The 18248-nt window shown below is 54.0% G+C and carries 17 protein-coding genes; 12 read left to right on the forward strand and 5 right to left on the reverse strand.

The genetic code is table 11. The annotated features are described in order from the left end of the window. Positions 1–8: 8 nt before the first annotated feature. Positions 9–1346, reverse strand: coding sequence for a D-serine transporter DsdX (gene dsdX, locus OGX92_RS09705; RefSeq protein WP_003827107.1), 1338 nt, complete (start codon positions 1344–1346; stop codon positions 9–11). Between the two features lie 229 nt (positions 1347–1575). Between dsdX and dsdC the strand changes: the two genes are divergently transcribed. After that, a complete protein-coding gene (dsdC, locus tag OGX92_RS09710; RefSeq protein ID WP_286586476.1) occupies positions 1576–2502 on the forward strand; it encodes a DNA-binding transcriptional regulator DsdC in 927 nt (308 codons plus the stop codon). 78 nt (positions 2503–2580) lie between these two features. After that, a complete protein-coding gene (locus OGX92_RS09715; protein ID WP_032934161.1) occupies positions 2581–3663 on the forward strand; it encodes a cellulase family glycosylhydrolase in 1083 nt (360 codons plus the stop codon). Here the strand turns inward: OGX92_RS09715 and emrD are convergent. The 3 genes from emrD to tisB form a co-directional block, all read right to left on the reverse strand. Beyond that, positions 3590–4774: a multidrug efflux MFS transporter EmrD gene (gene emrD / locus OGX92_RS09720; protein ID WP_032934162.1), complete on the reverse strand. Its 1185-nt coding sequence runs from the start codon at positions 4772–4774 to the stop codon at positions 3590–3592. The genes OGX92_RS09715 and emrD overlap by 74 nt on opposite strands. 191 nt (positions 4775–4965) lie before the next feature. After that, entirely contained in the window at positions 4966–5799 is an 834-nt protein-coding gene (locus tag OGX92_RS09725; RefSeq protein ID WP_063941191.1) for an EamA family transporter, read from the reverse strand. 123 nt (positions 5800–5922) lie between these two features. After that, on the reverse strand, positions 5923–6012 hold the full coding sequence (gene tisB / locus OGX92_RS09730; protein ID WP_003023909.1) for a type I toxin-antitoxin system toxin TisB: 90 nt from the start codon (positions 6010–6012) through the stop codon (positions 5923–5925). A 522-nt stretch (positions 6013–6534) separates the two neighbouring features. Between tisB and ivbL the strand changes: the two genes are divergently transcribed. The 3 genes from ivbL to ilvN all read left to right on the forward strand — a co-directional run bounded on the left by ivbL (position 6535) and on the right by ilvN (position 8723). Continuing rightward, complete coding sequence (ivbL, locus tag OGX92_RS09735) at positions 6535–6633, forward strand: ilvB operon leader peptide IvbL (protein ID WP_003827118.1); 99 nt, start codon at positions 6535–6537, stop codon at positions 6631–6633. Between the two features lie 107 nt (positions 6634–6740). After that, positions 6741–8429, forward strand: coding sequence for an acetolactate synthase large subunit (gene ilvB / locus OGX92_RS09740; protein ID WP_126956552.1), 1689 nt, complete (start codon positions 6741–6743; stop codon positions 8427–8429). Between the two features lie 3 nt (positions 8430–8432). Continuing rightward, a complete protein-coding gene (gene ilvN / locus OGX92_RS09745) occupies positions 8433–8723 on the forward strand; it encodes an acetolactate synthase small subunit (protein ID WP_003023914.1) in 291 nt (96 codons plus the stop codon). 1 nt (position 8724) lies between these two features. Here ilvN and OGX92_RS09750 read toward each other — a convergent pair whose 3' ends face one another. Beyond that, complete coding sequence (locus OGX92_RS09750; protein WP_003827122.1) at positions 8725–9510, reverse strand: DeoR family transcriptional regulator; 786 nt, start codon at positions 9508–9510, stop codon at positions 8725–8727. Positions 9511–9834: 324 nt separating this feature from the next. Between OGX92_RS09750 and rbsK the strand changes: the two genes are divergently transcribed. The 7 genes from rbsK to uhpT all read left to right on the forward strand — a co-directional run bounded on the left by rbsK (position 9835) and on the right by uhpT (position 18242). Continuing rightward, positions 9835–10755 carry a ribokinase gene (rbsK, locus tag OGX92_RS09755; RefSeq protein ID WP_003827124.1) on the forward strand — a complete coding sequence of 307 codons (921 nt, stop codon included), beginning with the start codon at positions 9835–9837 and terminating at the stop codon, positions 10753–10755. A 27-nt stretch (positions 10756–10782) separates the two neighbouring features. Beyond that, positions 10783–12099 (forward strand): L-fucose:H+ symporter permease, encoded by a 1317-nt coding sequence (fucP, locus tag OGX92_RS09760; protein WP_003827126.1) that lies wholly within the window; start codon positions 10783–10785, stop codon positions 12097–12099. A gap of 11 nt (positions 12100–12110) precedes the next feature. Beyond that, positions 12111–13124: an aldose 1-epimerase family protein gene (locus tag OGX92_RS09765; RefSeq protein WP_003827128.1), complete on the forward strand. Its 1014-nt coding sequence runs from the start codon at positions 12111–12113 to the stop codon at positions 13122–13124. A gap of 153 nt (positions 13125–13277) precedes the next feature. Next, a complete protein-coding gene (gene uhpA / locus OGX92_RS09770; RefSeq protein WP_126317196.1) occupies positions 13278–13871 on the forward strand; it encodes a response regulator transcription factor UhpA in 594 nt (197 codons plus the stop codon). After that, a complete protein-coding gene (gene uhpB / locus OGX92_RS09775) occupies positions 13868–15370 on the forward strand; it encodes a signal transduction histidine-protein kinase/phosphatase UhpB (RefSeq protein ID WP_063941188.1) in 1503 nt (500 codons plus the stop codon). Before uhpA ends, uhpB begins: the two co-directional genes overlap by 4 nt. Before the next feature lie 9 nt (positions 15371–15379). After that, a complete protein-coding gene (locus OGX92_RS09780) occupies positions 15380–16708 on the forward strand; it encodes an MFS transporter (RefSeq protein ID WP_003827135.1) in 1329 nt (442 codons plus the stop codon). 142 nt (positions 16709–16850) lie between these two features. After that, on the forward strand, positions 16851–18242 hold the full coding sequence (uhpT, locus tag OGX92_RS09785; RefSeq protein WP_003827137.1) for a hexose-6-phosphate:phosphate antiporter UhpT: 1392 nt from the start codon (positions 16851–16853) through the stop codon (positions 18240–18242). Positions 18243–18248: the final 6 nt, after the last annotated feature.

Here is an 18248-nt window from a genome sequence, read left to right on the forward strand (position 1 = left end):
CTTTGCGCTTAGATAATAAAGGAAAGCAGGAATGTGCAAGCCAGTGCAATCACGGACGCGATAAATGTCGCGGTCGTATAGTATTTAAACGTTTCATTCAGGGTGGCACCGCAGTACTGCTTCACCAGCCAGAAGAGAGAATCGGTAACGATCGTGCAGCCAATAGCGCCGGAACCGATAGCAATGGCGATGATCTCCGGGCTGACGTTGGGATAGAGCGGCAGCATCGGTGCCACGATTGCCGTGGCGCCCATCATTGCCACCGTGGCGGAACCCACCGCGGCATGCAGGATTAACGCCACCAGCCACGCCAGCAGAATCGGGTGCATATGCATGTTTGAGAGGATCAGTGCGAGGGTATCCGCCAGCCCGCTGCTCTTGAGGATAGCGTTGAATGCGCCGCCTGCGCCGATAATCAGCAAAATGTTAGCAATCGAGCCAAAACCGTTTTCAGTGTGAGTCAGCAACGTACCCATACCGATGTGCTGACGCAGGCCGAGGATGTAATAGGCCACGAAAACGGCAATAAACATCGCGGTGATCGGGTTACCAATAAACTCCAGCAGCGTATACACCGTGCTGCCTTTCGCCATGTTCAGCTCAGCGACGGTTTTTACCAGCATCAGGCCAATCGGCAGCAGAACGGTAAACAGCGTAGCACCCAGCGACGGTAGCGTACTTTCGTCACGCACTTTAAGGTCAGAAAACTCAGCCGGAACCGGTTTAAACGGCAGACGGTTACCCAGGAATTTCAGGTACAGAGGACCACCGATCAGCGAGGCCATCAAACCAACCAGTAAGCCGTAGACAATCACGGTGCCAATGTCTGCGCCCAGCTTGTTCGCCACGAACAGGGCAGCCGGATGCGGCGGCACGACGCAGTGCACCGCCATCAGCGCCGTACACAGCGGGATCGCCAGCTTCAGCAGTGAGGTATTGGTCTTTTTGGCAATCGAAAAAGCCAGCGGAATCAACAGCACCACGCCGACTTCCACAAACAGCGTGATCCCGCAAATCAACCCAACCAGTACCATTATGACGTCGGCGGATAGCCAACGGCAGCGCTGGAGCGTCAGGCCAATGCGTTCAGCCGCGCCGGACACTTCCATCATTTTGCCCAGAATGGTCCCAAGGCCGATAACCGCGGCGAGGAAGCCCAGCGTACCGCCGATGCCACTCTCAATGGCATTGACCATATCCAGCGGCCCCATGCCCATCATTGTACCCACGAAGAAGCTGGCTAGCAGCAGCGCCAGAAACGGGTGGAATTTGAACTTCACGATGGTCAAAACGATTAACACGATGCTTATCAGCAGCGTGCTCACAACCCAGATTTGAGAGTGCATAACTCACCTTGCCCTGTGATTAATATAGGGTTATTGGACAAAAATAAGGCATGGTCTGACAAACGATATAAATCCCCCTTCACATGAGCCAGATTGCATCAAATGAGTGATTTATGTCTAATTGCGCTTTGCTTATGCGATATGGTTCACTTTGATTCACCTTTGAGCTGATTTTTGCAGCGAAATTTTTTACACTCCAGCGCATGAATCAGAAGGAAAGGAGGTGAGAATGGATCCCCTACGCGAAGTCAGAAACCGGCTGCTCAACGGCTGGCAGCTGTCAAAGCTGTATACTTTTGAAGTGGCTGCGCGGCATCAGTCGTTTGCGCTGGCAGCAGACGAGCTGTCATTGAGTCCCAGCGCCGTCAGCCATCGCATAAATCAGCTTGAAGATGAGCTTGGCATCCAATTATTTGTTCGTTCTCATCGCAAAGTGGAACTCACTCATGAGGGTAAGCGGGTATTTTGGGCGCTGAAATCGTCACTGGACACGCTCAACCAGGAGATTCTTGATATTAAGAATCAGGAGCTCTCGGGGACGCTCACCGTCTACTCACGGCCTTCTATCGCCCAGTGCTGGCTGGTTCCGGCGCTCGGCGACTTTACCCGTCGCTATCCGTCAATTTCGCTAACCATGTTGACCGGGAACGACAACGTCAATCTACAGCGTGCGGGTATCGATCTCGCCATCTATTTTGACGATGCACCCTCCGCGCAACTCACGCATCACTTCCTGATGGATGAAGAGATCCTGCCGGTGTGCAGCCCGGACTACGCCCGCCGCCATGACCTTACCGGTTCGCTGGTGAATTTGCCGCACTGTACGTTGCTGCACGACAGACAGGCGTGGAGTAACGATTCCGGGACCGATGAGTGGCACAGTTGGGCGCAGCATTTTGCGGCGAATGTGCCGACATCGTCGGGGATTGGTTTTGATCGTTCTGATTTAGCAGTGATTGCGGCAATGAACCATATCGGCGTGGCGATGGGCCGAAAACGGCTGGTGCAAAAACGCCTCGACAGCGGAGAATTGATTGCGCCTTTTGGCGATATGGCGCTGAAATGCCATCAACATTACTACATCACTACGCTGCCCGGCAGGCAGTGGCCGAAAATCGAGGCGTTTATTGGCTGGCTACAGGAGCAGGTTAAATAAGCGGGTCGCGAATATTTTTTACGCTTTCGCTCTACACGGAAAGTGAAAAAGCGTGCTAAATACGTGATATCACTCCTGATGATTTGCGTAAGGACGACCGTGTTAAAGCCGATTGTTTCCCTTTTACTGTTGGCCAGCGCCACCGTGTGTGCCGCGCAACCTGCGTTGACGGCGGCGCAGTATGTGCAGCAGCTTGGGGTTGGGATGGACGTAGATTGGGCGCGTACCGATCGGGGCATCCGTGAATTCGATCCGCTGGTGGTGAGGGATTATAAGGCGAAAGGGTTGACCCACGTGCGCATTCGCGTGGCGGGTGAGCCTACGGAGGCGCGGCTCATTCATCTGCGCAAGCTGGTGGAAGCCTGCGAGCAGTATGGCGTGATCCCGATAATCGCCTATCAGGCTGACGAGTATAAAAAAGACCCCAGTGCCAGTAACGAAAAAGAGGTGGTTAACTGGTGGGTGGCGGTGGCGCATTACTTTGGTCAAAGTTCGCCGTTGCTGGGTTTCGACCTGATATATGAACCCTCTGATAAGCTCAACCATAATCAGGCGTCGCTCAATAGGGTGTATGACAAAACCATCCGTACCATCCATGCCATCGATCCACAGCGAATGATATTTATCGCGCCGAAACTGCATGCCGCTCCGGAAGATTTGCCCAACCTAAAGTTGCCGCCGCAAAGTCAGAATACCGTGTTGGCTCAATGGCATATCTTCCCGTGGGGGCCGCTGAAAAATAACGGTAAATACCCGTGGACCTCAGGGACAGCGGCAGAAAAGGCCGCCATTCGCGCCCGTATCAATACCGCCATTCACTGGCAGCAGAAAACCGGTCATGTTAGTTGGGTAGGAGGCTGGTCGCCGGGAGAAACCATCAGGAACGCGCCTTCTGCCTCGCAAATGGCGTTTGCCCGCTTTATGGCTTGCGAGCTGAAGAAAGCGAAAATTCCCTATGCTATCAATGCGGATACGCAGTTCTATGATGGTGAGGAAGGGGCATGGCGTCCGGCGCTGGAGCCGTTGTTGAATACCATGATTGCCCCTGAGTGTGAAAAGCCCGGCGAGAAGCCGGGCCATCATACGCTTAAACCGCCTGTCCCTGATGCGACACGCGTGACGCCAGCGGAAGCCAGCAAACAAAAATCAACAGCCCCATAAGGGTCATCAGCAGGCCCAGACTGGCTTGCCCGGTCTGCGGCAGCATGGCGGAGAACCACGCCAGCACGCCGGAACCAATGTTTTGTAATCCACCAACCAGCGCACCAGCAGTACCGGCCAGGAACGGGAAAGGCTCCATTGCGCCGCTGGTTGCCAACGGAAACAGCATCCCGGCGCCGAAGAAAAACAGTGCGGCGGGAACCAGCAGCGTCCAGACGTTCATCACGTCGAACAGACCAGGGATCCACATCATCAAACCGGCGACCAGACAGCAGATAACCGACTGCCACATTAGCGTCGAGAAACGCTTATTCGGGCGACCGGCGAACCAGGCACCAAAAAACGCCGCCGGAATGGGTAGAATAAACAGGATACTGACCACCATGCTGCTTAAGCCGAGACGCGCGCCTAACAACACACCGGAACAGGCTTCGAAGACCGCAACGCCCGCCAGGCCGCCGATCAGCATCAGCACGTAACAGGTGAAAGAGCTGTTGCCAAACAGCGTTTTGTAGCTGGCGATAAGCCGTGGACGCGGAGCACCTGCGGGGCGCGTTTCCGGCATCCAGCGCGCCATGCTAAACGTGACGCCTGCGCACAGCACCAGCAGGAAGATGTAACAGGCACGCCAGTTCCACAGGGTATCCAGCATACCGCCAATCAATGGTGCCAGCAGTGGGCTGACAAGAATCCCCATGTTTAACAGGCTATTAGCGTGGCGTAACTGCGTGCCTTCGTACAGGTCGCGCGGTAACGTTCGCGCCATCACACCGCCGACGCCCGTTCCCATCCCCTGTATTGCGCTGGCGATAATCAATACCGTCAGGCTGTGGGTGGTTATGGCGACCAGCGTAGCCAGCATAAAAATGGACATCCCGGCGAGGATCACTGGGCGGCGGCCAACGCGATCGGAAAGTGGGCCGTAAATCAGTTGTGACAGACCGTAGGTCAACAGATAGGCGGCCATCACGCTTTGCACCGCCCCTTCGCGAACGTTCAGTTCACGTGCCATATCAGCAATCGCGGGGATATAAATGGTTTGCGCCATCTGACCTACCGCCACCAGTAATACCAACATCAACAACAAATTGACGCTTCTATGCCTTTTCATTTCGCTGATTACTTTTCAAAAAGTGAAAAAATAAGAATAAGGTGCTGCACTTTCCCGTAAATGCGCGTGGAATCTACCACAACAGAAAAAGAAGGCCAGATAGTGGGCTGGAATGTTTAAACGATGAACGGCAGGAAATGTAAACAAAAAGCGGCAACAAATGTTGCCGGATTGCATCGGGTTTACAGAGGTCATGATAAGCGTAGCAAAACTGCGCCTATGGCAATGCCTCCAGCCGCAACAAGACGTATTCCGGCAACCTTCTCTTTCAGTAGCAGCCACGCGAGCAGCGCGCCAAACAGGATGGAAGTTTCACGCAGCGCAGCGACTACCGCCAACGGAGCCTGAGTCATGGCCCACAGCGCCAGACCGTAAGAACCCATTGTGCCAATTCCGCCAAGAATACCTTTCTTCCACTGCTGTACCAGATAGCGTGACGCTTCCCGGCGTCGGGCAATCATCGCCCAGCCCAGCAGGCAGGAGCCGTTCAGAAAGAAGGTCCACAGCGTATAACCCAGCGCGGTTTCTGATAAACGTACGCCTGTGCCATCAACCAGCGTATATCCGGCGATAAAGCAGGCGTTAATGAGCGCCAGCACGATCCCGCGTTGCGAGCTGCTGCGTCCGTTAAACGCCATGCCGAGGATCGCCAGACAGATCGTGGCAATCCCCACCCAGGCTAGAATAGAGAGGCTATCGCCAAGAAACAGGACGCTGATAATTGCGACCAGCAGCGGCGCTGTGCCGCGCATTAACGGATAGGTCTGGCTCATATCCGAAACCTGATAGGTTTTGGCGACCAGGACGGTATATACAATTTGCAACACAGTTGAGACGGCTAAAAACGGCAGGCTGGCGGCGGAAGGTTGCGGCGCAAAGGGTAAGCAAATCAATGCCATAATTGCAGCAGAACCGCTGACACCGATCGCTGAGTACAGTTTATCGTTTCCAGCTTTAACAATGGCATTCCAGCTGGCATGCAGCAGCGCGGCGAACAGCAAAATGCAGAAAACAGAAAGCGTCATGGTGGAATTCTTCCCTGAGAATGTCATAAAAACGTAACATATTGGCGCGACACAAGCACCAGGGAGAAGGTGAAAGGGGAGCGGAGTGTTACCCGCCCCCCTTAGGTGCGACTTGAATCTGAATTACTTAACGTATTTCAGAACGGCATCAAGTAGTTGCAGTGCTGCAACAATGAGTTTGAGGATAAGAATAGCGATATCCACGAGGCTCATACGCTCTCCTTTTGGTACAAGGAGCACGGTGCTGACGTACCTCGCCGCTGCCTGTTGCCAGCACCTTTGTTGACATAACACAGTGTGCTCACACGGGGGTTAAGGCGCTGACGGCACCACCCGTTTCAGCCAGGACTTTGATGCGCCGGTTTACGATGCGGCCCCCGCATAACACCTTGCGTACCGAGACATTATAGATAAATACTGTATAAATTAACAGTATTTTATGGATGTTACGCTATTCATGTTCCATACTCAAAACCATCAAAATTCGTGCCGAAATTGCGTGTTCTTCGCAGAACGCGTATACTTTTTTCGTTGACATAACACAGTGTGTTCGGCGGCTACCAACCGCACAGCACTGAAAAAAACCTCGCTCCGGCGGGGTTTTTTGTTTTTCAGCAATGCACAACGAAATGTGATCATTGACGCATTTTTATGCAGATGAAAATTTTTCCATTGTCACGCTGAAAAACCTGTGTTTGTATAAATCCAGTTAATCAACAAACAGACAGGTCCCTAATGAACCCTTCCATGCTGACTGCGACCCTACTAAAAACTGCGCCATCTCGCGCAGCGGTCGTCGTGCGTGTGGTGGTGGTCGTCGGCAATGCGCCGTAGGGTCCGAATCAACACACGATTCCAAAACCCCGCCGGCGCAAACCGGGCGGGGTTTTTCGTTTCAGAGACCTGCCCGGAGCAAAGGCCCAGAATAAAAGGACTGGAGCATGGCAAGTTCGGGCATAACATCCAAGCGTACGCGTTTTACGGGCGCAGAATTCATCGTTCATTTCCTGGAACGCCAGGGTATTCAGGTTGTTACCGGTATTCCCGGCGGATCGATTCTTCCCGTCTATGACGCCTTAAGTCAAAGCACGCAAATCCGTCATATCCTGGCGCGCCACGAGCAAGGAGCAGGGTTTATCGCGCAGGGAATGGCGAGAACTGATGGCAAACCCGCCGTCTGTATGGCCTGCAGCGGACCGGGTGCAACCAATCTGGTGACCGCCATTGCCGATGCGCGTCTGGATTCCATCCCGCTGGTGTGTATCACCGGGCAGGTTCCGGCTTCAATGATCGGCACCGACGCCTTCCAGGAAGTCGACACCTACGGCATCTCTATCCCCATCACTAAGCACAACTATCTGGTCCGCCATATCAGTGAATTACCGCAGGTCATGAGCGATGCGTTCCGCATTGCGCAGTCCGGACGTCCAGGCCCGGTGTGGATAGACATTCCTAAGGATATTCAAACCGCTGTTTTTGACATTGAAGAGATGCCGGAGCCCGCGCAGAAAATGGCGGCACCAGCGTTCAGCCAGGACAGCATTCGCGATGCCGCAGCCATGATTAACGCCGCACAGCGTCCGGTGCTGTACCTCGGAGGCGGCGTGATTAACGCACCTGAGCGCGTGCGCGAACTGGCAGAAAAAGCGACGCTGCCCACCACCATGACCTTAATGGCGCTAGGTATGCTGCCGAAAGCGCATCCGCTGTCGTTAGGCATGCTGGGCATGCACGGCGCTCGCAGCACTAACTTTATTCTGCAAGAAGCGGATTTATTGATTGTTCTGGGCGCACGTTTTGATGACCGGGCGATTGGTAAAACGGAGCAGTTCTGCCCGAACGCCAAAATCATTCACGTAGATATCGACCGCGCGGAGCTGGGTAAAATCAAACAACCGCACGTGGCGATTCAGGCGGATGTCGATGAGGTTCTGGCGCAATTGATCCCATTAATTGACGCGCAGCCGCGAGAGTCGTGGCATCAGACGGTGGCCGATTTACAACGTGAATTCCCTTGCACTATTCCTCAGGAAAGCGACCCGCTCAGCCACTATGGATTGATCAACGCCGTGGCTGCCTGCGTAGACGATAGCGCCATTATCACCACCGACGTAGGCCAGCATCAGATGTGGGCGGCACAGGCTTATCCGCTGAACCGTCCGCGTCAGTGGCTGACCTCCGGCGGTCTGGGGACCATGGGCTTTGGCCTGCCAGCGGCAATTGGTGCAGCGCTGGCCAATCCAGACAAAAAAGTGCTGTGCTTCTCCGGCGACGGCAGCCTGATGATGAATATTCAGGAAATGGCGACAGCCAGCGAAAATCAGCTGGATATTAAAATCATCCTGATGAATAACGAAGCGTTGGGTCTTGTATATCAGCAGCAGAGTCTGTTCTATAAGCAGGGTGTTTTTGCCGCGACCTATCCGGGGATGATTAACTTTATGCAGATAGCCGCCGGGTTTGGTCTCGAAACCTGCGATCTGAATAACGAAGCGGACCCACAGGCAGCGTTGCAGGAGATTATTAATCGCCCTGGGCCTGCGCTGATCCACGTGCGCATCGATGCCGAACAGAAAGTGTACCCGATGGTGCCGCCGGGTGCGGCAAACACAGAAATGGTGGGGGAATAAGCCATGCAACAGCAGACTCATGACAACGTAATCCTGGAACTCACCGTACGCAACCATCCGGGCGTAATGACTCACGTTTGCGGGCTGTTCGCCCGCCGCGCGTTCAACGTAGAAGGCATTCTCTGTCTACCGATTCAGGACAGCGATAAGAGCCGCATCTGGCTACTGGTCAACGACGATCAACGTCTTGAGCAGATGATAAGCCAGATCGACAAGCTGGAAGATGTGGTGAAAGTGGCCCGCAACCAGTCCGATCCGTCGATGTTTAACAAAATCACCGTGTTCTTTGAGTAAGTTAGTCGCCGTCTGAATCCGGGGTGATCACTTTGACAGAGCCGTTCCGGCAGTGGGTTGCGTAATCTGCCGGTAACGGACGGTCGCTTATCAGTACGTCAAAGGTGGAAAGTGGACCAATGCTGGCGGGGGCGACCTCATCGAACAGGGCGTGGCGCGTCAGCAGAATTTTGCGTAATCCGCGTTCCATCGCTTTGCGTTTTGTGGCCAGATCGTCCGGATTGAACCAGCTAACGCCGAAATGCTCATGGACTCCGCTGGCGGAGATAAAGACTTTCCGTGGGTTGAGTGCATCCAGCGGGGAGGGATTGCTGGTGTCGTAAAAGGCGTCACTTTTCGCCCGGTAGGTCCCCCCGCAAAGAATCGCTGTGGCGTTGGGCTTTTCATTTAGCGCTACGAACACCCGGTGCGAGTAGCAAATCCCGGTAAAGGAAATATCGTCCGGGATCATGCTGACCACCAACGGCATTTCCGCACCATTATCAAAAAAGACCAGATCATTTTCACTCACCAGTCCCGCAGCCAGAATGGCAACCGGTAAATCGTCGCGGTGATACTGTTTTTGCGCGGGGAGTGGCGCGTTAACGATGGCGGCAGGTTTGTTCACCATCACAATGTAACCACCGAGCAGCGTGAGCGGTAACGGCTCGTCATCCTGACTGAGATCCCGACGAATAGTCATCACGGAAACTTCCAGCATTCGTGCCGCCTCTTTCAGATGGATTCGGTCGGTCTTCTTCAACAATTCCATCAGACGTCGAATACGTTCTTTTTGCTTAGTTTCCATGTGCTTCTCCACGAATCATGTTCCCATGTTCCTTCAGTAACATTTTTGTGTTTCTGAGAACATGGCATTGCCGCATTACTATACGTCTGACTATTCGGAAATAAAAGCGTGTTTTTTCACGTTTTATTGATTATATCCAGTTAACTTTCAGTCAATTGTAAGCAACTTCATCATTTGTAGTGTGATGTGGATGCAACATTTAGCGCAATAAATAAACAATAAAATGATCTTCCAATCGCGATCCTAGTCACAAATGATACGAAAGTAACATGATAATGTTATTTTAATATCATTGTTGTGTGATTGTTTCTGAGAGGTAGTAAAATGGATATCGCGGTTATTGGCTCCAACATGGTGGATCTCATCACCTACATCAACCAGATGCCCAAAGAAGGGGAAACGCTGGAAGCACCGGCGTTCAAAATTGGCTGCGGGGGCAAAGGCGCAAATCAGGCCGTTGCGGCCGCTAAGCTCAATTCTAAAGTGCTGATGCTGACAAAAGTCGGTGATGATATTTTTGCGGATAACACTATTCGCAATCTTGAATCCTGGGGAATTAATACCACCTATGTCGAAAAGGTACCCTGCACCAGCAGCGGTGTCGCACCGATCTTTGTTAATGCGAACTCCAGCAACAGTATTCTGATTATTAAAGGAGCGAACAAATTTCTCTCCCCGGAAGATATCGATCGTGCGGCGGAAGATCTGAAAAAATGTCAGCTTATTGTCCTGCAACTGGAAGTGCAGCTGGAAACCGTTTATCACGCGATTGAATTTGGCAAAAAACATGGTATTGAAGTGTTACTAAATCCCGCCCCTGCATTACGGGAATTAGATATGTCTTATGCCTGTAAATGTGATTTTTTTGTGCCGAATGAAACCGAGTTGGAAATATTAACCGGTATGCCAGTGGATACTTATGACCATATTCGCGCAGCGGCACGTTCTCTGGTTGATAAAGGTCTGAACAATATTATCGTCACCATGGGTGAGAAAGGTGCGCTGTGGATGACGCGTGACCAGGAAGTCCATGTTCCAGCGTTTAAAGTGAACGCTGTCGATACCAGTGGCGCAGGCGACGCTTTCATCGGTTGTTTTGCTCACTATTACGTTCAAAGCGGTGATGTGGAAGCCGCCATGAAAAAAGCCGCTCTCTTCGCTGCTTTCAGCGTTACCGGGAAAGGCACTCAATCATCTTATCCAAGCATCGAACAATTTAATGAGTTTCTTACCTTAAACGAATAATACTCCTGCACTGTAAAAGGTAGCACTATGAACGATAAAAACATCATTCAGATGCCTGACGGCTATTTGAATAAGACCCCTCTGTTCCAGTTTATTTTGTTATCCTGTTTATTCCCGTTATGGGGATGCGCAGCCGCATTAAATGATATTCTGATTACGCAATTCAAAAGCGTATTTTCACTCAGCAACTTTGCCTCGGCATTAGTTCAGAGTGCCTTTTATGGCGGTTATTTTTTAATTGCGATTCCAGCATCTCTGGTGATTAAAAAGACCAGTTATAAAGTCGCCATCTTAATGGGGCTGACCCTTTATATCGTTGGGTGTACGCTCTTCTTCCCGGCATCGCACATGGCCACCTACACCATGTTCCTTGCGGCGATTTTCGCGATTGCGATTGGTCTGAGCTTCCTGGAAACAGCAGCCAACACCTACAGCTCAATGATCGGCCCAAAAGCGTATGCCACTTTACGCCTGAACATCAGTCAGACTTTTTATCCTATTGGTGCGGCTGCTGGCATTCTGCTAGGTAAATATCTGGTCTTCTCTGAGGGCGAAAGCCTGGAAAAACAGATGGCCGGGATGAACGCTGAGCAGATCCATAACTTTAAAGTGTTGATGCTGGAAAATACCCTTGAGCCATACAAGTACATGATTATGGTACTGGTTGTGGTGATGGTGTTATTCCTCCTGACTCGCTTCCCGACATGTAAAGTCGCGCAAACCACGAGTCATAAACGCCCGTCAGCGATGGATACACTGCGTTATCTGGCCAGCAATGCCCGTTTCCGTCGTGGAATTGTGGCGCAATTTCTTTATGTGGGGATGCAGGTCGCGGTGTGGTCATTCACCATCCGTCTGGCACTGGAATTAGGTGATATCAACGAGCGCGACGCCTCAACCTTCATGGTCTATAGCTTCGCCTGCTTCTTTATCGGCAAGTTTATCGCCAACATTTTGATGACGCGCTTCAATCCGGAAAAAGTGCTGATTCTCTATTCCATTATTGGTGCGCTGTTCCTCGTCTATGTTGCACTGGCGCCAAGCTTCAGCGCTGTGTATGTCGCAGTGCTGGTGAGTGTCCTGTTTGGACCCTGCTGGGCGACAATCTATGCGGGTACGCTTGATACCGTGGATAACGAGCATACCGAAATGGCAGGTGCCGTCATTGTCATGGCGATTGTCGGTGCGGCGGTAGTTCCGGCGATTCAGGGCTATGTGGCCGATATGTTCCATTCATTGCAACTTTCGTTCCTGGTCTCCATGCTGTGCTTTGTGTACGTCGGTATCTACTTCTGGCGTGAAAGCAAAGTGCGCAACAACCTGGCTGAAGCGACAGTTTCCTGAGGAGAGCGATCATGACAACACGTTTAACGCTGTGGCGGGAACTCTTTGCAGAGCATCCGCGAATCTTACTGAAGAATAGCGACTTCACGGTTACCGCATTTCGTTACGCCAGTGGAGTGGAAGGGCTGAAGGTAGAAAACAGTCGTGGACATCTGGTTATTCTGCCCTGGATGGGGCAGATGATCTGGGATGCTCAGTTTGATGGCCATGACCTGACCATGCGTAACATGTTCAGTCAGCCGAAACCGGCGGCGGAAGTGGTGGCGACCTACGGCTGTTTTGCCTTCCACTCAGGTCTGTTGGCAAATGGCTGCCCATCACCAGAGGATTCACATCCTTTGCACGGTGAAATGGCTTGTGCCGCGATGGATGAAGCCTGGCTGGAGCTGGAGGGTGAGAATTTGCGCGTGGGCGGACGCTATGAGTATGTGATGGGGTTCGGTCATCATTATCAGGCACATCCTGCGGTGGTAATGCACAAAGCGAGCGCGCTGTTTGATATTCAGATGGCGGTTACCAACCTTGCCTCAGTGGCAATGCCGTTGCAGTACATGTGCCATATGAACTATGCCTACGTACCGGAAGCCACCTTCAGCCAGAATATTCCGGATGAGGCCATGAAGCTGCGTGAGTCGATACCCGCGCATGTTAAACCGACTGAGCAGTGGCTGGCGTTTAATCAGCGGATTGTACAGGGCGAGGCTTCTCTGGCGCGGCTCAATGAACCCCATTTTTACGATCCGGAAATTGTCTTCTTTGCTGACCAATTGGACAGGTACACCGATAAGCCAGAATTTAGCATGATCGCGCCTGATGGCACCACATTCGTTACGCGTTTCTCCAGCACGGAGCTGAATTATGTGACGCGTTGGATCCTCTACAACGGCGATCAGCAGGTTGCGGCATTCGCCTTGCCTGCAACCTGTCGACCTGAAGGATTCCTGGCAGCACAACGCAATGGCACCTTGATTGAAATAGAACCGCAGCACACCCGGACATTTACAGTCACAACTGGCATAGCCTGATCGCTCAAGGCTTGAACACCAAAGCACTTATCGTTAAGGTAAGCGCTTTTGCTGGGTGGCGGCATTAATGCCTTATCCGGCCTACAACGGCACCTGCCCGTAGGCCTGATAAGCGTAGCGCCATCAGGCATGCCTTAGCGCCAGGATGAACCCATGATTACCGTTGCCCTTATTGACGACCACCTCATCGTCCGCTCCGGCTTTGCCCAACTGCTGGGGCTGGAACCTGATTTGCAGGTGGTCGCTGAGTTTGGCTCAGGCAGTGAGGCGCTGGCGGGATTACCGGGACGCGGCGTGCAGGTGTGTATCTGCGACATCTCTATGCCTGATATCTCCGGTCTTGAACTGTTAGGCCAGTTGCCAAAAGGAATGGCGATTATCATGCTCTCTGTCCACGACAGCCCGGCACTGGTGGAGCAGGCGCTCAACGCGGGCGCGCGTGGTTTCCTTTCTAAACGTTGTAGCCCGGATGAGCTGATCGCGGCGGTGCATACCGTAGCGACCGGCGGCTGTTACCTGACGCCGGACATCGCCGTCAAACTGGCGGCCGGTCGTCAGGATCCGCTCACCAAACGCGAACGTCAGGTGGCGGAAAAACTGGCGCAAGGTATGGCGGTCAAAGAGATTGCCGCTGAACTGGGTCTGTCGCCGAAAACGGTGCACGTGCATCGCGCCAACCTGATGGAAAAGCTGGGGGTCAGCAACGACGTCGAACTGGCCCGCCGGATGTTTGACGGCTGGCAATGAACACGCTCTGTTCCCGGTTAATCACCGTTGTTGCCTGCTTCTTTATCTTCTCTGCCGCGTGGTTTTGCCTGTGGAGCATCAGCCTGCATCTGGTTGAGCGCCCGGAGCTGGCGGTACTGCTGTTTCCGTTTGGTCTGCGTCTGGGGTTGATGCTGCAATGTCCGCGCGGCTACTGGCCGGTGCTGCTGGGCGCGGAATGGCTGCTTCTTTTCTGGCTGGCGCAGGAAGTGGCGCTGGCCCATTTACCACTTTTGATGATCGGCAGCTTCCTCACGTTACTCCCGGTGATGTTGATTTCGCGATACCGCCATCAGCGCGACTGGCGCACGCTGCTGTTGCAGGGCGCGGCGCTTACGGCGGCGGCGTTGCTGCAATCGCTGCCCTGGCTTGGGCAAGGCGAAGAGGCGTGGAACGCGCTGCTGCTGACGCTCACCGGCGGATTAACGCTGGCGCCGATCTGCCTGGTGTTCTGGCACTATCTGACCAGCACGACCTGGCTGCCGCTGGGCCCGGCGGTGGTGTCGCAGCCGGTGAACTGGCGCGGGCGGCATCTGGTCTGGTACCTGCTGCTGTTTAGCGTCAGCCTGTGGCTACAGCTCGGGTTACCCGCCGAGCTTTCGCGCTTCACGCCGTTTTGCCTCGCGTTGCCGATCATTGCGCTGGCCTGGCACTACGGCTGGCAGGGGGCACTGATTGCGACGCTGATGAACGCCATCGCGCTGATTGCCAGCCAGACCTGGCACGATCATCCCGTCGATCTGTTGCTCTCGCTGCTGGTGCAAAGCCTGACCGGGCTGCTGCTCGGCGCGGGTATTCAGCGTCTGCGCGAACTTAACCAGTCGCTGCAAAATGAATTAGCACGCAACCATCGTCTGGCGGAACGCCTGCTGGAGACCGAGGAGAGCGTGCGCCGTGATGTGGCGCGCGAACTGCACGATGATATCGGCCAGACCATCACCGCCATTCGCACTCAGGCGGGCATTGTCCAGCGGCTGGCGCCGGAAAACGCAGGGGTGAAGCGCAGCGGGGCGCACATCGAACAACTTTCTCTCGGCGTGTACGATTCGGTGCGTCGCTTGTTAGGCCGCCTGCGACCACGTCAACTGGACGATCTCACGCTGGAGCAGGCCATCCGCTCACTGATGCGCGAAATGGAGCTGGAAAGCCGTGGCATCGTCAGCCATCTCGACTGGCGAATTGATGAATCTGCACTTAGCGAAAGCCAGCGGGTGACGCTGTTTCGCGTCTGTCAGGAAGGGCTGAACAACATCGTTAAGCACGCCAACGCCAGCGCGGTGACGCTTCAGGGCTGGCAACATGATGAACGGCTAATGCTGGTGATTGAGGACGACGGCAGCGGCCTGCCGCCGGGGTCGAATCAACAGGGATTTGGCCTTACGGGGATGCGTGAACGGATTAGCGCCCTCGGTGGGTCGCTCTCGATTTCCTGTACGCACGGCACGCGGGTCAACGTGTCGTTACCCCAGCGATATGTGTAAGGCGCGGTCATGTTTTCGTTTTTAAAAGCTCCGGCCAGTGCGCCGCTCATTACTGATAAGCGCGAAGTGGATGCCCGCTACCGCTACTGGCGGCGGCATATCCTGACCACCATCTGGCTCGGCTACGCGCTGTTCTATTTCACACGCAAAAGCTTCAACGCTGCGGTGCCGGATATTCTGACCAGCGGTGTACTGACCCGCAGCGACATTGGGCTGCTGGCGACGCTGTTTTACATTACCTACGGCCTGTCGAAGTTTGTTTCCGGTATCGTCAGCGACCGATCCAACGCTCGCTATTTTATGGGCATCGGACTGATTGCCACCGGCGTGGTAAACATTCTGTTTGGATTTTCCACCTCGCTATGGGCCTTTGCGGTGCTGTGGGCGCTGAACGCCTTTTTCCAGGGCTGGGGATCGCCGGTCTGCGCGCGTTTATTGACCGCGTGGTATTCGCGTACCGAGCGCGGCGGCTGGTGGGCGCTATGGAACACCGCGCACAACGTCGGCGGGGCGCTGATCCCTATCGTGATGGCGGCAACAGCGCTGCACTACGGCTGGCGCGCCGGGATGATGATCGCTGGGCTGCTGGCGATTGTGGTGGGGATTTTTCTCTGCTGGCGGCTGCGAGACAGGCCGCAGGCGATTGGTCTGCCGCCGATTGGCGACTGGCGGCATGACGAACTGGAAATTGCCCAACAGCAGGAAGGTGCTGGGCTGAGCCGCAAAGAGATCCTCACCCGCTATGTGCTGCTGAATCCTTATATCTGGCTGCTGTCACTGTGTTATGTGCTGGTGTACGTGGTCCGTGCCGCGATTAACGACTGGGGCAATCTGTACATGTCGGAGACGCTCGGCGTGGATCTGGTGACCGCCAATACCGCCGTGACAATGTTTGAGCTGGGCGGATTTGTTGGCGCGCTGGTGGCGGGTTGGGGTTCGGACAAGCTGTTTAACGGCAACCGCGGTCCAATGAACCTGATTTTCGCCGCCGGAATTTTGCTCTCCGTTGGCTCGCTGTGGCTGATGCCGTTCGCCAGCTATGTGATGCAGGCCGCGTGCTTCTTCACCACCGGATTCTTCGTCTTCGGCCCGCAGATGCTGATCGGCATGGCGGCGGCGGAGTGTTCGCACAAAGAGGCGGCGGGCGCGGCAACCGGATTTGTCGGGCTGTTTGCTTATCTGGGGGCATCGCTCTCCGGCTGGCCGCTGGCGAAGGTGATGGAGGTCTGGCACTGGACCGGATTCTTTGTGGTGATCGCTATTGCGGCGGGAATTTCCGCGCTGCTGCTGCTGCCGTTTTTAAACGCCCAGGCTCCGCGCGAACTCAACGAAGCGTGATGTACCTCACCTTTTTGCCCCGAGTGAAGCAAAACTAAGAAATTTTCCCGGTTTCACCTGGACGCTGTCTCAGGCGCGTCTTCCGGCTGATTTTTACAATGCCTGCCATTCGCAGGTATAAAAATTAGCTCGGGAGTGTCAAATGCTGGCCTTTCTAAACCAGGTGCGCAAGCCGACCCTGGATCTGCCGCTCGATGTGCGGCGCAAAATGTGGTTCAAACCATTCATGCAGTCCTATCTGGTGGTCTTTATCGGCTACCTGACCATGTACCTGATCCGCAAAAACTTCAACATCGCGCAGAACGACATGATCTCCACCTACGGGCTGAGCATGACGCAGCTGGGGATGATTGGCCTGGGCTTCTCCATCACCTACGGCGTGGGTAAAACGCTGGTTTCCTACTACGCGGATGGCAAAAACACCAAGCAGTTCCTGCCGTTTATGCTGATCCTCTCCGCCATCTGTATGCTCGGCTTTAGCGCCAGCATGGGCGCGGGTTCAACCAGCCTGTTTTTGATGATCGCTTTCTACGCTCTGAGCGGTTTCTTCCAGAGTACCGGCGGCTCATGTAGCTATTCCACCATTACCAAATGGACGCCGCGTCGCAAGCGGGGTTCCTACCTCGGCATGTGGAATATCTCCCACAACCTCGGCGGTGCGGGTGCGGCGGGCGTGGCGCTGTTTGGCGCTAACTATCTGTTCGACGGTCACGTCATCGGTATGTTTATCTTTCCGTCGATTATTGCTCTGATTGTTGGCTTTATCGGCCTGCGCTACGGCAGCGACTCCCCGGAATCTTATGGCCTCGGTAAAGCCGAAGAGCTGTTCGGTGAGGAGATCAGTGAAGAAGACAAAGAAACCGAAGAAAACGAGATGACCAAATGGCAGATCTTTGTTGAGTACGTGCTGAAAAACAAAGTGATCTGGCTGTTATGTTTCTCGAACATCTTCCTGTACGTAGTGCGTATCGGTATCGACCAGTGGTCCACCGTCTACGCTTTCCAGGAGCTGAAGCTCTCCAAAGAAGTGGCGATTCAGGGCTTTACCCTGTTTGAAGTGGGCGCGCTGGTTGGCACGCTGATGTGGGGTTGGCTCTCCGACCTGGCAAACGGTCGTCGTGCGCTGGTGGCCTGTGTAGCGCTGGCGTTGATTATCGCCACCCTGGGCATTTATCAGCACGCCAGCAACCAGTACGTTTATCTGGCTTCGCTGTTTGCGCTGGGCTTCCTGGTGTTTGGTCCACAGCTGTTAATCGGCGTTGCGGCAGTCGGATTTGTGCCGAAAAAAGCGATCGGCGCAGCCGATGGGATTAAAGGCACATTCGCTTATCTGATTGGTGACAGCTTCGCCAAGCTCGGTCTGGGGATGATTGCCGACGGCACGCCGATTTTCGGGCTGACCGGCTGGGCGGGCACTTTCGCCGCGCTGGATGCTGCCGCCATCGGTTGTATCTGTCTGATGGCCATCGTGGCCGTGTTTGAAGAACGTAAAATTCGCCGCGAGAAAAAGATTCAACAGTTGAAAGTAGCTTAAGTTAAG

It is taken from the genome of Citrobacter sp. Cpo089 (assembly GCF_030332695.1).
GTDB lineage: Bacteria > Pseudomonadota > Gammaproteobacteria > Enterobacterales > Enterobacteriaceae > Citrobacter > Citrobacter portucalensis.

Coding starts and splice junctions, on each gene's coding strand:
- dsdX (WP_003827107.1), bottom strand. CDS start 1,346: ATGCACTCTCAAATCTGGGTTGTGAGCACGCTGCTGATAAGCATCGTG.
- dsdC (WP_286586476.1), top strand. CDS start 1,576: ATGGATCCCCTACGCGAAGTCAGAAACCGGCTGCTCAACGGCTGGCAG.
- OGX92_RS09715 (WP_032934161.1), top strand. CDS start 2,581: ATGATTTGCGTAAGGACGACCGTGTTAAAGCCGATTGTTTCCCTTTTA.
- emrD (WP_032934162.1), bottom strand. CDS start 4,774: ATGAAAAGGCATAGAAGCGTCAATTTGTTGTTGATGTTGGTATTACTG.
- OGX92_RS09725 (WP_063941191.1), bottom strand. CDS start 5,799: ATGACGCTTTCTGTTTTCTGCATTTTGCTGTTCGCCGCGCTGCTGCAT.
- tisB (WP_003023909.1), bottom strand. CDS start 6,012: ATGAGCCTCGTGGATATCGCTATTCTTATCCTCAAACTCATTGTTGCA.
- ivbL (WP_003827118.1), top strand. CDS start 6,535: ATGAACCCTTCCATGCTGACTGCGACCCTACTAAAAACTGCGCCATCT.
- ilvB (WP_126956552.1), top strand. CDS start 6,741: ATGGCAAGTTCGGGCATAACATCCAAGCGTACGCGTTTTACGGGCGCA.
- ilvN (WP_003023914.1), top strand. CDS start 8,433: ATGCAACAGCAGACTCATGACAACGTAATCCTGGAACTCACCGTACGC.
- OGX92_RS09750 (WP_003827122.1), bottom strand. CDS start 9,510: ATGGAAACTAAGCAAAAAGAACGTATTCGACGTCTGATGGAATTGTTG.
- rbsK (WP_003827124.1), top strand. CDS start 9,835: ATGGATATCGCGGTTATTGGCTCCAACATGGTGGATCTCATCACCTAC.
- fucP (WP_003827126.1), top strand. CDS start 10,783: ATGAACGATAAAAACATCATTCAGATGCCTGACGGCTATTTGAATAAG.
- OGX92_RS09765 (WP_003827128.1), top strand. CDS start 12,111: ATGACAACACGTTTAACGCTGTGGCGGGAACTCTTTGCAGAGCATCCG.
- uhpA (WP_126317196.1), top strand. CDS start 13,278: ATGATTACCGTTGCCCTTATTGACGACCACCTCATCGTCCGCTCCGGC.
- uhpB (WP_063941188.1), top strand. CDS start 13,868: ATGAACACGCTCTGTTCCCGGTTAATCACCGTTGTTGCCTGCTTCTTT.
- OGX92_RS09780 (WP_003827135.1), top strand. CDS start 15,380: ATGTTTTCGTTTTTAAAAGCTCCGGCCAGTGCGCCGCTCATTACTGAT.
- uhpT (WP_003827137.1), top strand. CDS start 16,851: ATGCTGGCCTTTCTAAACCAGGTGCGCAAGCCGACCCTGGATCTGCCG.